Source organism: Candidatus Frankia nodulisporulans (genome assembly GCF_902806475.1).
Taxonomy (GTDB): Bacteria; Actinomycetota; Actinomycetes; order Frankiales; family Frankiaceae; genus Frankia; species Frankia umida.
In genome coordinates, this window is the sequence record NZ_CADCWS010000084.1 from 1 (window position 1) to 15,815 (window position 15,815).

The window sequence follows — 15,815 nt, forward strand, 5'->3', positions numbered from 1 at the left end:
TGCATAGGGTAACTCAAGGCGGACAACTCAACCATCAGGTCGCGATACCACCCTGCAACATGCCTCGCCTCCCATCAGGAACCCGAGCGGACGTCTCACCGCTGCTCAGTCCTGGTTGAGGAGGGTGTCGAGGTCGTCGGCGATGTCCTGGTCGTCGAGCGGGGTGGCGTGGGAGTAGTGGCGCAGGGTGGTGGCCGGGTCGCGGTGGCCGAGGCGGGCCTGGGCTTTGAGGAGTTTGCCGTTGCCGACCAGGTAGGTCGCGACGCTGTGGCGCAGCCGGTGCAGCGACGATCCCTCGACGCCGGCGGCCACGCCCAGGCGGTGGAGTCGCTGCGTGAGCCCGCTCGTGGTGATGCGAGTCCGACGGTAGGGGAAGCCTCGAAAATCCAGTCTCCCGACGGGGCACCGGTCCGGGCCGCCCAGGTCTCACCATGCCTTGTGATCATCTCGATGGTGGTACGGCCGAGCGTGAGACGGCGGGTACGTTTCGACTTCGTCGGGCCGAGCACCCCGCTCGACACACTCGACTCGATCGTGAGAATCCGACCGTCCAGACTGCCACGGCGCAGACCGTCCAGTTCCCCCCGGCGCGCACCGGAGTCCGCGGCGAGCCGCGCCAACAGCAACGTCTGCTCGGCGACGAACAGCGCCCGCACCGGCCCCCGACGGTCCGGGCGGGCGCGGACCGCGTCCTCGGCCGCGGCAACCTGGGCCTCGGCCGTGCGCAGTAGCTGGCGGACCTCCGCGACGCCATGGTGTCGCCGCGGCACCGGCCGCGGCGGGCCCCTCATGCCCATCAGCGGATGGGTGCGCAGCAGCTCCTCCTCAACCGCCCACGACACCGCCGAGCGCAGCACCAGCCAGCGGGCCGACACCGTCGGCACAGACAGGTCCTCCTGCTGCCAGCGCCGGATCGTCGCCCCCATGAACCCCGGTGTCAGCGCAACCAGCCGTCGCCGCGCCACCCGGTCAGCCACCAGCTTCTCCACCACATACCGGTGTGAGTTCAACGTCCCCGGACTCCAGTGGTGCGGGGCGGCGAGGAAACGCTCAAGCAGATCCCCCACGGTCATGCGGCCCCCGGCGGTGACGTCCACCCGGGAGATCCCGACATCGGCGACCAGTTCCTGCCGCCGCGCCTGCGCACACTCCCCGTCGCCACGGACCGTGAAAGAACGTTGCACACTGCGCCCACGCACCGGATCGAAACCGACCACGACCCGGATCTCCCAGACACCAGGCGACCGCTCACGCAGCCACCACCTGACTCACCTCATCTTGACGGATAGGGTGGTCGGACTTCGGCGGGGTGAGGCACTGGCCCTGCGCTGGTCCGACTTTGACGAGACTGCCTCGACGCTGCGGATCGAACGGCAGGTCACGCGCGTCCGGGGCGTCAAGGGTCTGATCGTCGGGCCGACGAAGAGTGAGGCCGGCAAGCGCACGATCGTCCTACCAGCGCGGTGTGTCGCGGTGCTGCGCCCGCATCGTGTCGCACAGGCGGCCGACCGTACCGGCGCCGGAAAACGGTGGAAGGAACACGGGCTGATCTTCCCCAGCGCCGTCGGCACCCACCTGGAACCCCGCGCGCTGAACACCCACCTGACGAAGCTGTGCACGGAAGCCGGCGTACCCCACCACGGGCCGCACGCCCTACGGCACACCGCCGCGACCATGGCCTACGCACTCGGCGTCGACTGGAAGGAAATCCAAGCGATGCTCGGCCACACGATGCTCTCGACGACCATGGACATCTACGTCGACCTGACCGACACCGCACACCAGGACACCGCGTCGAAGCTTGACGGCTGGTTCCCGGCAGAGGACACAGAGGAGGACGACTCGGAAGACCCGAACGTCTGACAGACTGTTGGCTGTCACCTTGGCTGTCAGGAAGCGGCAGAGCCCCGTACCTTGGATGGGGGTGCGGGGCTCTGACCTGTCTCAACCGTGCGTGCGCTCGGAGGGAATCGAACCCCCAACCTTCTGATCCGTAGTCAGATGCTCTGTCCGTTGAGCTACGAGCGCGCGCCTGCCACCGTGGCGGCCGGCGTTGCCAGCTTACAGCACGGCGGAGGCGACTCCGCCACCTGGACCGCTCCGGGAGGATCGTAGTTCGTCCGATGCCCGAAGTGAGTGATCTCCGTGGGTCGGTGACCGCGGGATGAGCCTGACGGCAGGCTCCCGGATGCGCCACGCCTCGACGGGTCCTGGCGCGGCCTCCCGAAGGGCACCGACGTCGCCGTAGCGACGGGCCCCTGTCCGCGTTCCGTTATGAGGGTGGATGGTCCGTGCCTCGGCCGGGGACATCGGGGGCGGGGGCGGAGGTGGCGGTGACCGGTGTTGGCCGGTGTTGGCCGTGGACTCCACTTGTCGTTCAGCCGATTCTCGGCGGGGAGCCATGGGGCTTTGTCTCGTGCACCCGCCGCGTACGATCTGCAGAGATCGTCTTGGGCGGAACCGCTTACTGTGGCGCCGTGCTCCGGCCGCACGGGGCGTGTCTGGGTGATCAGGGTCAGGGTCGGTGGCGGGCTCGAACCTCGGGGGAATGATGACGCAACGGTTGACCGACGAGGAGGTGCTGGAGCTCGCACGTGCCTTCTACCGTCAGAACGAGATCCTGTCCCTGCTCGAACGAGTCGGTCTGGATCGTAGCCAGCAGCCGGGCTGGTCCGGGCAGAGCGCCCAGGAGTACTGGCGGGCGATCAATCGGCTGGTCGAATCCGAGCAGCTGCCCGACGGGCGGCTGCGGATACTGACCGAGGCCCAGCGTGATTTCAGGGCCAACCGGACCTTCATCAGGGGCATCGAACAGGCGAGCGCCGCCGCCTTGGCGCCCCGGGGTGTCCTGCTCGCGGTCGACTCCGTGGCGCGCCGACCCGAGGGCACGTTGGTTCCGGTGGACTGGCGGCTCGGTCTCGCCACCATCGTCGAGGACGCGGCACGCCGATGTGGTCTCGCGGCGGGTGCCATCGTCCACCGACAGCGCGATACCGATCTGATCGGTCTGGTCGCGGACGACGCGGCCGCGCCGGTTCTGGTCGGGGCGTTCACCGCCGAGCTGGCCGGTGCGCTGGCGACCTACAACGGCGAACGGCTCGGGGCCGAGCGGGTGCGGTTGCGGCTTGCCCTGCATGTCGCCGACGGCACGTCGATCCCCGTGTCCGGCGCCGGTGCCGATGCCGTGCTCGACGGGCCGGCGGCCGCGCTGACCCATCGTCTCGTCGACACGCCGGGGCTGAGCCAGCTGCTGCGCGCCCAGCCGACCGCGGACCTGGTCGTCATCGTGTCCTCCTCCCTGTACGAGACGACGATTCGCGCGACAACGGGGACGACGGGGGTGGCAGGAGCAGCGGGAGCGGCAGGCAGGACAGGGGTGCGCGGCCTCGATCCGGCGGCGTTCCGCGAGGTCGCCATCGAGCTGCCGCGCGACCTTCAGGTCTCGCCGGCGATGCACTCGGCCTGGGTGACCGTGCCCCGTCCGGAGGTCGGGGCACGCGCGGGGCGTCCGGTGGACTCGTCGGCCACGGACGCCCCACGGCCGGCGGCGGACGCCGAGGACCACCCGTGGGACTACCTCATCTCCGTCGCAGACAAGGACGCCGACTGGGGTGTGTGGATCGCCTGGGAACTGGAACAACGCGGGCTTCTCGTGCATCTGCAGGCCTGGGACGTCGTTCCCGGGAACAATCCGGTGATCCAGATGGACCAGGCGATCCAACACGCCGAGAAGACCCTGGTGGTGCTCTCGGAGAACTACCTGCGGGCGCCGGAGGTCCAGGCCCAGTGGACCGCGGCCTGGAGCGCCGACGCCACCGGTGTGAAGCGGCGGCTGGTGCCGGTGCGGGTCGCCGAATGCAGGCCGGGAGGCATGTTGCGCGGCATCACCTGCATCGACCTTGTCGGTCTGAACGACTCCGCCGCCCGGAACGCCTTCCACCGAGGCATCGACGCGGTGATCACCGGCCGCGGCCGCCCGGACTCCGCCCCGCCCTTCCCCGGGCCCCGCCCGCGGTCCTGACCGGCTCCGGGGTCCTGACCGGCCCTGCGGTCAGCTCCGGGGCGCCGCTTGCACCAGCCCGGGCCCGGTCGGAGCTGGTTCGCCGCTGTCGGATCGGACATGTTGGGAAAGGCGCATCGAGCAGAAGTGCGGGCCGCACATGGAGCAGAAATGTGCGGATTTCGCCGCCGGAGCGGGCAGCGTCTCGTCATGGAAGGCCCGGGCGGTCTCCGGGTCGAGGGCGAGATGGAACTGGTCGGCCCAGCGGAACGCGAACCGGGCGTCGGACAGGGCATCGTCCCAGGCGCGGGCCCCGGGATGCCCCTTCGCGAGGTCGGCGGCATGGGCTGCGATCTTGTAGGCGATGACGCCGGCCTTGACGTCGTCCCGGTCCGGCAGGCCGAGATGTTCCTTCGGGGTGACGTAGCAGAGCATCGCCGTGCCGTGCCAGCCGATCACCGCGGCGCCGATCGCGGAGGTGATGTGGTCGTAGCCGGGCGCGATGTCGGTGGTCAGCGGACCGAGGGTGTAGAACGGCGCGTCATGGCAGAGCTCGCGTTGCAGCCGGACGTTCTCCTCGACCAGGTGCAACGGGACGTGCCCGGGCCCTTCGACCATCACCTGGACGTCGTGTCGCCAGGCGACCTGGGTCAGCTCCCCGAGGGTGGCGAGTTCCGCGAGCTGGGCCTCGTCGTTCGCGTCCGAGACCGAGCCGGGCCGTAGACCATCGCCGAGCGAGAACGTCACGTCGTAGGCGGCGAGAATCTCGCAGAGTTCCTCGAAATGGGTGTAGAGAAAGTTCTCCTGCTGATGGGCCCGGCACCAGGCGGCGAGGATCGCACCGCCACGGGAGACGATTCCGGTGCGCCGCCGGGCGGTCAGCGGAACATATCGGGCGAGCACGCCGGCGTGCACCGTCATGTAGTCGACGCCCTGTTCACACTGGCGGATCACGGCGTCCCGGTAGGCCGCCCAGGTCAGTTCCTCCGGCCGGCCGCCGACCTGTTCCAGCGCCTCGTAGATCGGCACCGTGCCGACCGGAACGGGAGAGTTACGCAGAATCCATTCCCGGGTGCGGTGGATGTCGGCGCCGGTCGAGAGGTCCATGACGGTGTCGGCGCCCCAGCGGGTCGCCCACACCATCTTCTCGACCTCCTCGGCGATCGACGAGGTCACCGCCGAATTACCGAGATTGGCGTTGATCTTCACCAGGAAGGCGCGGCCGATCGCCATCGGTTCGGATTCCGGATGGTTGACGTTCGCGGGCAGCACCGCGCGGCCGGCGGCGATCTCCGCCCGCACCGTCTCGGCCGGCAGCCCCTCCCGCACGCCGACGAACTCCATCTCGCGGGTGATCTCCCCGCGCCGCGCGTAGCCCAGCTGGGTGAGCGCCCCCCGGTCCGACGCCCGCGCCCCGCGCCGCACCTGATGCGCACCGATGGCCCCGACCTGCCCGTTGACGGTTTCGAGCAGCGCACCGTTGTCGCCATCGCTGCGGACACTCGCGCCGTTCTCACCCTCAGCGCTGCCGCCGCCGACGACACTGGTCTCGGTGTCGCCCCGCGCGTCGATCCACGGTGCCCGCAGCGGCGCCAGACCACGGCGGACGTCGATGTTCACCGTGGGATCCGTGTATGGGCCGGAGGTGTCGTAGAGCACGACGCTGTCCCCGGTGCTGAGTACCACCTCCCGCATCGGCACCCGCAGCTCCCCGTCGGTGTCGGCGCCGAGCAGCCAGGTCCGGCGGCTGCCGGGCAGCGGCCCGGTCGTCACAACGGTTTCCGCCGGCTGCCGCGGTGCGTGCGGCAACGGTGGGCGGGACGGTGATGACAGGGCACTGGTGGCATCCGGAACAGCGGAATCCGGGGCGGCCGTTCCACACGAGGAAGACGACCGGGAAGAAACGTCGGACAACGGCAGAGAAGGACGGATTTCATCGAGCGACATCAGGCAGAATACCCGGACAGGTTCTGCGGTCGACGGCCCCAGCCGCCCTCTCAGCCCCTCGGTGGAGCTCCCGCGATGTGCGATGTGCGATGTGCGATTACGGCCAGAATAAGCCATCGGAGTTCCGCGCGTCCGCGAAAACCCGGTTTCCGGTCGGCGGACGCGGTCAGTCCGCGGCGGGTGGTGCGACCTGGCCCAGGTAGCTGGCCTCGATGAGGTCGGGGCGGGCGATGAGTTCGGCGGCGGACGCGGTCAGGGCGACCCGGCCGCGGTCGAGGACGTAGCCGCGGTCGGCGACCCGCAGCGCGAGCGCGGCGAACTGTTCGACGAGCAGCACCCCGGTGGACGTCTCCGCCGCGATGGTGCGCAGCAGTTCGAGCAGCCGCGGCGCCACGCCGGGAGCAAGGCCAAAGGACAGCTCGTCGACCAGCAGCAGCCGCGGCCGACGCACCAGGGCGACGGCGAGCGCCAGCCGCTGACGTTCCCCGCCGGACAGTTCGCCGGCCGGCCGGTCGAGCAGGCCGGTCAGCGGCGGGAACCAGCCGAGGACCCGGTCGATCTCGCCGCGGTGGGACCGTCCGGCCGCCATCCGCAGGTTCTCCCGGACGGTCAGCCGGCCCAGCGCCCCCCGGCCCTGCGGGACGACCGCCAGGCCCCGGCGGGCCAGCGCGCTCGGCACCGGCCGACGCACCCGCTCCCCCAGCAGGGTGAGCTGCCCGGCGCTGACCGGCAGCTGGCCGGCGGCGGTGCGGATCAGCGTCGTCTTGCCCGCGCCGTTCGCCCCGAGCAGCGCGACGATCTCCCCGGCCCGCACCGTCAGCGACACGTCACGCAGCACCGGACCCTCGTGATATCCGCTGGTCACCGCCGCCAGCGTCAACAGCTCCTCCCCCGTCCCGTCGGCGGACGTCGACGCGCCCAGCGGTGTGGACGTCCCCGGTGCCGGCGGCACGTCCGCTGGTCTCGGACCGGACGCCGGGGTGGCAGGCGCCGGGGTGGCAGGCGCCTCGGTGGTCTCGCCGAGGTAGGCGGCGCGCACCGCGGGGTCGGCGCGGACCACGTCGGGGCGACCGCTGGTGACGATCCGGCCGCCGTCCAGGACGAGCACGTGGTCGCAGACGTCGAAGACGAGCTGCAGGTCATGGTCGACGAGCAGGACGGCCACGCCGCGGCCGGCGATCTGGCGAATCCGGACGGCGAGGTCCGCCCGGTCGGCGGGGTCGAGACCGGCGGCGGGCTCGTCGAGCAGCAGGACGCCGGGGCCGCCGGCCAGCGCCCGTCCCACGGCGACGGCGGCCCGCTCGTCGTGGGTCAGCGTCGCCGGCAGCAGACCCGCGATCGGCGCCAACCCGAACTCCCCGGCCCGCGGCCCAGCCGAGGGCGAACCCGACGGGGCGGCGACGACGGCGAGGTTCTCCTCGACGTCGAGGCTGTCGAACAGCTCCAGGGCCTGGAAGGTACGGGCGAGGCCGTGGCGGGCCCGGGCGTGCGGCGGCAGGCCGACCAGGGGGACGCCGTCCAGCGTGATCTCACCGGAGAAGATCGCCGCGAAGCCGGTGAGGGCGTCGATGAGGGTCGTCTTGCCGGCGCCGTTCGGGCCGATCAGACCGGTGACGCCGCCCGCGGTCAGGGTGAACGAGACGTCCTCGACGATGCGGGCGCGGCCCTGCCCGGCGGACAGGGCCGCCACGGCCAGGCGCGTCATCGACAGGTCCGCGTAGGGCTGGGCGGTCATCCGGCGTCTCCGGAACGGCTGGCGCGGTGCGCGCCGACGGGGCGGCTGGAACCGGCGGGGCGACCGGCGAGTCGACCGGCCGGGCGACCGGCGGGTCGACCCGTGCCGGCGGGACGACGGCCCGCGGGCAGCCAGCCGAGGGCGGGCAGCCAGCTGGGGATCGCCGCCCCCCGGTCATCCCCACCCCCGACCCGACCGGAACCATCATGATCGCCGTCCGGTGGCGTGTCGCCGTGGGCGGTCCGGGCCGTCCGGGCGGGGCGGTGGACGAGGCCCGCGGGGCGCAGCACGGCGAGTACGACCACGGCGAGTCCGCACAGCACCAGCTGGTACTCGCCGAGCCCGAAGGCCCGGTCGAGCGCGGTGAAGACCAGGCCGTTCGGGGCGAGCATGCCGGCGACGACCGCCCCGCCGACGCTGGTCACCCCGCCGACGGCGGCGATCGCGAGGAACAGCAGCGACGCGGTCACGCCGAACGAGTCCAGTGACAGGCGGCCCTGGCTGTAGCCGATCAGGCAGCCGCCGAGACCGGCGATCGCGGCCGACAGGGTGAACGCGAGAATCCTGGTGCGGCGCACGTCGATGCCGGCGGCGGCGGCGGCCCGCTCGTTGGCGCGCACGGCGAGCATCTGCCGGCCCAGCGGGGCGGTGCGCAGCCGGGCCACCCCGTAGCCGCAGGCGGCGAGGACCGCCAGGGTCAGCAGGCCGTACCGGGTGCGGGGGAAGCCGTCACCGGCGATGCCGAGGTCGAGGCCGAACAGCTTCGGGCTGGGCACCGACGAACCCTTGAGACCACCGGTGACCAGTGGGTTACCGAACACCGCCTGTTGGATCGCCACGCCCGCGACCAGCGTGATGAGGGCCAGATCCACCCCGCGCAGCCGCCGGGAGACGACACCGAGGAACAGGCCGGCGGCGGCGGCGGCGATCGTGGCGAGGATCGGGGCGATCGGGAACGGCACCCCGAGCTCACCCTGCAACCGGGCGAGCAGGAAGCCGGCGACCCCGGCCAGCGTCATCTGGGCCAGCGAGAGCTGACCGACATACCCGGTGAGCACGACGAACGACAGGCAGACCACGGCCGCGGCGAGGCTGCGTTCCAGGCCGAGGCGGTAGTTGCCGTCCAGCAGGAACAGGGCGACGACCCCGACGGCGACACCGACGAGCAACCCGGCCAGCGGACGACGGGCCGGGGTGACGACCGGCAGCGGCGCGGACACCACCGTGCTCGCGGAACGGCCCGGGATGAGCGCACCACGCCGGGCGGCGACGACCAGCACGCCGATCATCGGGATCAGCTCGCGCATGCCCTGCTGGTTGAGCCAGGACGCGTCCTGCTGCAACGGCAGCAGCACCGCCTGCGCCACGCCGATCGCGAGCGCCCCGGCGACGGTCAGCCCGAACGACGACAGACCGCCGATCAGCGCCGCGGCGAGCGCCGGGACGACCAGCAGCGAGTAGCCGGTCGGGTTCAGCGAGCTGATCGGGGCGACGAGGATGCCGGCCAGCGCCGCGAGCACGGCGGCGAGCATCCAGTTCACCGCGGCGATCCACGCCGGACGCCGACCCAGCAGCGCCGTGGTCTCCTCGTCGTCCGCGACGGCCCGGGTGGCCAGGCCGAACATCGTCCAGCGCGACACCGCCCACAGGCCGGCCGCGGCCACGACGACGATCGCGGCGAGCAGCAGCCGGTCGCTGGACACGGTCGCGCCGGCCACATGCAGCGCGTGCTGGGGCAGCACCGGGGTGAGGAAGCGGTTGCTGGTCCCGAACTGGATCACCGCGATCTGCTGCAACGCGATCGTGAGCCCGACGGCGGCGACCACCGTCATCATCGGCTGGGCGCGGCGCAGCGGGCGGAACACCAGCAGGTAGGCGGCCAGGGCCAGCAGGGCCGCCATCACCAGCGAAACCGTCAACGCGAGCGCGAACGACGGGGTATCCGTCAGATGAATTCGTGGCGGCAATCCGACGACCGGCAGAACCAGGTCGCCGACCTCACGAAGTTCGGCGTACTGATATGTGGCATACATGGCGAAAGCGCCATGCGCGATGTTGATGACGCCGGACGCGCGATAGGTGAGCACCAAGCCGAGGCCGAGGGCCGCGTACACCGCACCAGGTCCCAGGCCCAACAGCATGGCGGCTACATACGTGTCCACGGGGCTCCCGAGCTGGCGAACGACATCCCGGTCAGCCGGCGGACACGCGGGCGACGCGGTGGGCAGGGCAGTGCGTGCGTGCTCATCGCATCATGTCCGTCCCGCCGGGTCGGCGCTTCCCCGTCCTGATTCCAGGTGGGTGGGAGTGTAACTTGACCGCCCGTGAGACAAGCTTCCCACGCCCTGTTCGCCTTCTCCGTCGCCTTCTCCGTTGCCCTGGCCGGTGTCGGATGCACGAGCCAGCGCGGTGGCTCGTCCGGCGGCGCATCCACCGGCGCGTCCTCCGGGACGCTGACCGGGACACCGATCACTCTCGGTTTCGTCACCGTCGAGAACTCCGCGCTCGGGTCGTATCCGGAGACACGCCGTGCCGCGCAGGCCGCCGTGGACCGGGCGAACTCCGCCCTCGACGGGGTCGGCGGGCATCCGCTGCGGCTGGTCACCTGCGCCACCGACGGCTCGCCGGAGTCGAGCCAGAACTGCGCCAACCAGCTCGTCGCGGAAAAACCGCTCGCGGTCGTCGGGGGAATCGACTTCGGCACCCAGGCCGCGATGCCCATCTACGAATCCGCCCACATCCCCTACGTCACCGGATCGCCACAGCTGTCCGGTGAGCTCAACTCGAAGAACGCGTTCGCGCTGTCCGGCGGCACGGTGTCGGAACTGCTCGGCATCACCGAGTACCTGACCGCGACCAAGCACATCCGCAGTGCTCACGCCCTGTACGTGGACCTGCCCGGTCTACTCAGCGCGGCCATCCAGGGATCACAGAACATCCTGCACAAGAAGGGCGTCACCGACGTCAAACTTATCGCCGAGAAGGCGGATGCCGCTGATTTTGCGCCTGCGGTGACCCAGGCCGCGGCCGGTAATCCCGACGCGATCATCGTGGTGTTCCAGGCGGCGGCGTGTGCCCGGATCGCCCAGGCCGCCGCGGCGCTGAACGTCCGTAGCGACATGTACTTCGTCGGTACCTGCGCGTCCCCAGCGGTGCCGCGGGCCGCCGGTGGCAAGACCGACAACCTGTACTTCGCCTCCAGCTACCTGCCGGTGCCGGCCAGTGGCGGCGACGCGGACATGGCCGCGTTCCGTTCGGCGGTGCCCGACGCCGACCGCACGTCGGCCTCCCAGGGTGCGTTCTCGACCGTGCTGAACCTGCGGGCGTTGCTCGCGAAGCTCCCTGCCCCGAGCGCGGCGACGCTGACCACGGCGCTGAAAGCGACCGTGAACGAACCGAACGTGATGGCCCACCCGTACACCTGCGACGGCAAGCAGATCGAGATCTTCCCAGCGGTCTGTGACACCTCGGTCCGCCTGCTGCACTGGCAGGACAACGCCTTCAGCGATGTCACCGGCGACTGGGTGGACGGCCGCCAGCTGATCACCCTGATCAACTGACCGACCCGCCCCACGCGACTCCGCCCCCGATCCGCCCCCGATCCGACTCCGGCCCCGACCCGCATCGATCAGATCCGGGTCGGGGCCGGCCGTCAGATCTCCGCGACGGCCTCGGCGAACTGGGATCTGTAGAGCCGCGCGTACGCTCCCCCGACATCGAGCAGGGACTCGTGGTCGCCCTGCTCGACGATCGCTCCGTCCTCCATGACGAGGATGGTGTCGGCGTCCCGGATCGTGGACAGCCGGTGGGCGATGACGAACGCCGTGCGCCCGGCCCGCAGGGTCGACATGGCCTGTTGGATGAGCACTTCGGTGCGGGTGTCCACCGAGCTTGTCGCCTCGTCGAGGACGAGGATGAGCGGCTCGACCAGGAACGCCCGGGCGATCGTGATCAGCTGCTTCTCGCCGGCGCTGACCCCGGTGCCCTCATCGTCGAGCACGGTGTCGTAGCCGGCGGGCAGGGTGCGCACGAACCGGTCGACGTGGGCGGCCTTCGCCGCGGCGACGACCTGTTCCTGGGTGGCACCGGCCGAGCCGTAGGCGATGTTCTCGGCGATGGTGCCGCCGAACAGCCAGGTGTCCTGCAGCACCATGCCGATCTGGGCCCGCAGCCCGTCGCGGCTCATCGTGGCGATGTCGATCCCGTCGAGGGTGATCCGCCCGGAGGTCACGTCGTAGAAGCGCAGCAACAGGTTGATCAGCGTCGTCTTACCGGCGCCGGTCGGCCCGACGATCGCGATGGTGTGCCCGGGCTCGGCGACCAGGGACAGATCGTCGATCAGCGGCTTGTCCGGCTTGTAGCGGAAGCCCACATGCTCGAACGCCACCCGGCCGCGCGGTGCCACCACCACGGCGGGTCGCACCGGATCCGGGGTCTGTTCGTCGACGTCGAGCAGTTCGAACACCCGCTCCGCCGACGCGATCCCGGACTGCAGCAGGTTCGCCATGCTGGCGAGCTGGGTCATCGGCTGGCTGAACTGACGCGAGTACTGGATGAACGCCTGCACGTCACCGATCGACAACGAGCCGGACGCCACCCGCAGCGCGCCGATCACCGCGACCAGCACGTAGTTGACGTTGCCGATGAACATCATCGCCGGCTGCATCAGCCCGGAGATCGACTGGGCCCGCCAGCTCGCCGCGTACAGCTGCTCGTTGTACTCCCGGAAGATCTGCGCGGACTCCTCCTGCCGGCCGAACGCCCGAACCAGGTTGTGCCCGGTGTACATCTCCTCGATGTGCGCGTTGAGCCGACCGGTGAGCCGCCACTGGGCGACGAACTGCGGTTGGGCCAGCTTGCCGACCCGGGTCGCCACGATCACCGACACCGGCACGGTCACCACCGCGACCAGGGCCAGCTCCCAGGAGATCCAGAACATCATCGACAGCACACCGGTGATGCTCAGGATCGACACGACAAGCTGGGCGATGCTCTGCTGCAGGGTCTGGCCGAGGTTGTCGATGTCGTTGGTGACCCGGCTGAGCACCTCGCCGCGGGGCTGACCGTCGAAGTAGCGCGCGGGCAACCGGGCGAGTTTGTGCTGCACATCGGAGCGCAGCTCGGACACGGCGCGCTGGATGGCCCGGGTCGTCATCCGGGCCTGGATCACCCCCGCCGCCCCGGCGACGAGGTAGAGCACCGCGACCCAGAGCAGCACCCGACCGATGGCGTCGAAATCCATCCCCGTGCCGGGGGTGATGTGCAGCGAGGACAGCAGATCGGCCTGGGTGCCATGGCCCGAGGCGCGCAGCGCCGCGACCGCGTCCTGCTGGGACGTGCCGGCGGGCACGTTGCGGCTGAACACACCGGCGAGCACCAGGTCGGTGGCATGCCCGAGCAGCCGCGGGCCGGCGACGTTCAACCCGACGTTGACCACCGCGAGCAGCCCGGCGACGGTCAGGATCGCCCGCTGCGGTCGCAGCCGGCCCAGCAGCCGCCGGGTCGACCCGGCGAAGTCCGCCGACTTCTCCCCCACGCCCTGACCGGCGAGGAACCGCGCCGGCCCGGCCATCGGCACCGGCCCCCGGCGCGGTGCCGCGATGCTCACACCGCGCCCCTCGTCCGCGCTCCCGCCGGCCCCGCCGCTCTCTCCGGCACCCCTGTTCCCGCTGGAACCCCTGTTCCCGCTGGTACCGCCGTTCTCGCTGGTACCGCCGTTCCCACTCACGCGGCCTCCTGCTCGGTGAGTTGCGACAGGACGATCTCGCGGTAGGTCGGATTACCCGCCATGAGCTCATGATGGGTGCCGGTACCGACAATTTCGCCGGCCTCGAGCACGATGATCTGGTCGGCGTCGCGAATGGTCGCCACACGCTGGGCCACGATGACGACGGTGGCCTGCGCCGTCTGCTCCGCCAGGGCGGCGCGCAGCCGCGCGTCGGTGGCGTAGTCGAGCGCCGAGAACGAGTCGTCGAACAGGTAGATCTCCGGTCGGCGCACGAGGACCCGGGCGATCGCGAGGCGCTGACGCTGCCCGCCGGAGACGTTGGTGCCGCCCTGCGCGATGGCGCTCGCGAGCCCGTCGGGCATCGCCTCGACGAACTCCCGGGCCTGCGCGGTCTCCAGCGCCTGCCAGAGCTCCTCGTCGGTGGCGTCCGGGTTGCCGTAGCGCAGGTTCGACGCGATCGTCCCGGAGAACAGATACGGCCGCTGCGGAACGATGCCCACAGTGCGGCTGAGCAGTGCCGGGTCGAGGTCGCGGACGTCCACCCCGTCGACGAGCACGGCGCCCTCGGTGGCCTCGGCGATCCGTGGGATCAGCCCGACCAGGGTGGTCTTCCCGCTTCCGGTGCTGCCGATGATCGCCGTGGTGCGCCCGGGACCGGCGGTGAGGCTGACCCGGTGCAGGACCGCGATCTCCGCGCCCGGGTAGCGGAAACCGACGTCGCGCAGCTCCAGCTGGCCGACCGCGCGCAGGGCACGCACCGGCTCGGCGGCCGGGCGCAGCGACGACTCGGTGCCCAGCACCTCGCTGATGCGTTCCGCGCACACCTCGGCCCGCGGGATCATCATGAACATGAACGTCGCCATCATCACCGACAGCAGGATCTGCATCAGATAGCTGAGGAAGGCGGTGAGCGCACCGATCTGCATGTCACCGGTATCGATGCGATGCGCACCGAACCAGATCACCGCGACACTGGAGAAGTTCACAATAGTGAACACCAGAGGGAACATCATCGCCAGCAGATTGCCGAACCGCAGCGACACGTCGGTGAGATCGTCGTTGGCCGCGCCGAACCGCCTGCGTTCGTGTGCGTCACGCACGAACGCGCGAATCACCCGCAGGCCGGTGATCTGCTCCCGAAGGATCCGGTTGACGGTGTCGAGTCGCTCCTGCATGCCCCGACCCAGCGGCCGCATCCGGCGGACGATCATCCCGATCGCGATCAGCAGCGCCGGGACGATCGCGACCAGCAGCAGCGACAGCGCCGCGTCCTGGTTCACCGCGAGGATGATGCCGCCGACGCACATGATCGGCGCGGAGACCGTCAGCGTCGCCCCGAGCAGGACGACCATCTGCACCTGCTGCACGTCATTGGTCGCACGCGTGATCAGCGACGGGGCACCGAACCGGTTGACCTCGCGGGCCGAGAACGCCTGCACCTGATCGAACACGGCGGCTCGCAGGTCGCGCCCGACCGCCATGGCGGTGCGCGCGCCGAACATCACCGCGGCCCCCGCGCAGACCAGCTGCACCACGCTGACGCCGAGCATGACCGCGCCGGTGCGCAGGATGTAGCCGGTGTCGCCGACGACGACACCATGATCGATGATGTCGGCGTTCAACGTCGGCAGATAGAGCATGCCCAGCGTCGCCACCAGCTGCAGCGCCACCAGCGTGGCGACGGGCCGGCGGTATCGGCCGAGGTACACCCGCAGGAGTCGAACGAGCATACGATCCTCTCAGCTACTCTCGGCCACTATAAGCAACCTTCCACTGTCACACCGGACGCCCTCCGCGAGGGCATGCCACTGCGGGCACAGTTCCATGGATGACGGACAGATCTCGTGACCGGGGGGCCTCCGCCGCAGGCGCGTAGTGACCTTACGACCTGACCCGGACTTCAGGTCAAGACATTTCCGAGCAGGCCCGCGCCGGCGTCACGATCTCGCCGTCGTGGTACTCCCGACGTGGCCGGACGGACCAGATTACCGAGTGCCGCACCAAATCCGGCGGCCTAGCTGACCGCCGACGACCGGCCGGCCGACACCGGCGCCGCCGCCCCGGACGAACCGAAATCGCCCTCCCGGCGAACGGATGAGAACGGTCCCGGCCGATCCGCGCGAACGGCAATCGGATGATGACACCCGACACTTCACTCGTTTTCTCCAGAGCCACAGGACCCGATTCCCGCGCCAGGTTCCGCCGCCGCCCGGACCACCGGCCGACTGGCCGCTTCGTACCCTCCGAGCACCCCGGCCAAGACGGATCCCCATCCTCGATGCAGCGCCGACAGCCCGGTTTCCGGACAGCCTCTCTTACGCGGCACACATCGCTCATCCCTCGCCCGAGTGTGGCGGGTCGGCGCCGTGGAATACACCGCCCAGACGAAGATCCGCACTATCCAG

9 protein-coding genes and 1 tRNA gene are annotated in these 15,815 nt (G+C 70.6%); 3 read left to right on the forward strand and 7 right to left on the reverse strand.

Translation table 11 applies throughout. From position 1 onward, the window contains the following. Window positions 1-105 precede the first annotated feature (105 nt). Window positions 106-423 (reverse strand): tyrosine-type recombinase/integrase, encoded by a 318-nt coding sequence (locus tag G6R24_RS10195; protein WP_163549029.1) that lies wholly within the window; start codon window positions 421-423, stop codon window positions 106-108. Window positions 424-1,071: 648 nt separating this feature from the next. Between G6R24_RS10195 and G6R24_RS10200 the strand changes: the two genes are divergently transcribed. Then, the gene (locus tag G6R24_RS10200; RefSeq protein WP_225438353.1) at window positions 1,072-1,863 is read left to right on the forward strand and encodes a site-specific integrase; all 792 of its coding nucleotides are present in this window, start codon (window positions 1,072-1,074) and stop codon (window positions 1,861-1,863) included. A gap of 92 nt (window positions 1,864-1,955) precedes the next feature. Here G6R24_RS10200 and G6R24_RS10205 read toward each other — a convergent pair. Further along, window positions 1,956-2,028, reverse strand: a tRNA-Arg gene (locus G6R24_RS10205). A 496-nt stretch (window positions 2,029-2,524) separates the two neighbouring features. Here G6R24_RS10205 and G6R24_RS10210 point away from each other — a divergent pair. Continuing rightward, the gene (locus G6R24_RS10210) at window positions 2,525-4,021 is read left to right on the forward strand and encodes a toll/interleukin-1 receptor domain-containing protein (protein ID WP_163549025.1); all 1,497 of its coding nucleotides are present in this window, start codon (window positions 2,525-2,527) and stop codon (window positions 4,019-4,021) included. 30 nt (window positions 4,022-4,051) lie between these two features. On the opposite strand, the gene thiC is transcribed toward G6R24_RS10210, so the two are convergent. The 3 genes from thiC to G6R24_RS10225 all read right to left on the reverse strand — a co-directional run bounded on the left by thiC (window position 4,052) and on the right by G6R24_RS10225 (window position 9,844). Further along, window positions 4,052-5,947, reverse strand: coding sequence for a phosphomethylpyrimidine synthase ThiC (thiC, locus tag G6R24_RS10215; RefSeq protein WP_163549026.1), 1,896 nt, complete (start codon window positions 5,945-5,947; stop codon window positions 4,052-4,054). Window positions 5,948-6,113: 166 nt separating this feature from the next. Then, entirely contained in the window at window positions 6,114-7,682 is a 1,569-nt protein-coding gene (locus tag G6R24_RS10220; RefSeq protein WP_225438354.1) for an ATP-binding cassette domain-containing protein, read from the reverse strand. Next, window positions 7,679-9,844, reverse strand: a complete 2,166-nt coding sequence (locus tag G6R24_RS10225) for an ABC transporter permease (RefSeq protein ID WP_225438355.1) — start codon at window positions 9,842-9,844, stop codon at window positions 7,679-7,681. Before G6R24_RS10225 ends, G6R24_RS10220 begins: the two co-directional genes overlap by 4 nt. Before the next feature lie 162 nt (window positions 9,845-10,006). Between G6R24_RS10225 and G6R24_RS10230 the strand changes: the two genes are divergently transcribed. Then, window positions 10,007-11,242 carry an ABC transporter substrate-binding protein gene (locus G6R24_RS10230; protein WP_163549027.1) on the forward strand — a complete coding sequence of 412 codons (1,236 nt, stop codon included), beginning with the start codon at window positions 10,007-10,009 and terminating at the stop codon, window positions 11,240-11,242. A 92-nt stretch (window positions 11,243-11,334) separates the two neighbouring features. Here G6R24_RS10230 and G6R24_RS10235 read toward each other — a convergent pair whose 3' ends face one another. Together G6R24_RS10235 and G6R24_RS10240 are read right to left on the reverse strand one after the other, a co-directional pair. Beyond that, the gene (locus tag G6R24_RS10235; protein ID WP_163549031.1) at window positions 11,335-13,254 is read right to left on the reverse strand and encodes an ABC transporter ATP-binding protein; all 1,920 of its coding nucleotides are present in this window, start codon (window positions 13,252-13,254) and stop codon (window positions 11,335-11,337) included. Between the two features lie 152 nt (window positions 13,255-13,406). Continuing rightward, window positions 13,407-15,140 (reverse strand): ABC transporter ATP-binding protein, encoded by a 1,734-nt coding sequence (locus G6R24_RS10240; protein ID WP_163549028.1) that lies wholly within the window; start codon window positions 15,138-15,140, stop codon window positions 13,407-13,409. Window positions 15,141-15,815 lie beyond the last annotated feature (675 nt).

What these genes read in the sequence shown, in the direction of transcription:
- G6R24_RS10200 (WP_225438353.1), top strand. Translation starts at nt 1,072, where the DNA reads ATGCGGCCCCCGGCGGTGACGTCCACCCGGGAGATCCCGACATCGGCG.
- thiC (WP_163549026.1), bottom strand. Translation starts at nt 5,947, where the DNA reads ATGTCGCTCGATGAAATCCGTCCTTCTCTGCCGTTGTCCGACGTTTCT.
- G6R24_RS10235 (WP_163549031.1), bottom strand. Translation starts at nt 13,254, where the DNA reads ATGGCCGGGCCGGCGCGGTTCCTCGCCGGTCAGGGCGTGGGGGAGAAG.
- G6R24_RS10240 (WP_163549028.1), bottom strand. Translation starts at nt 15,140, where the DNA reads ATGCTCGTTCGACTCCTGCGGGTGTACCTCGGCCGATACCGCCGGCCC.
- G6R24_RS10220 (WP_225438354.1), bottom strand. Translation starts at nt 7,682, where the DNA reads ATGACCGCCCAGCCCTACGCGGACCTGTCGATGACGCGCCTGGCCGTG.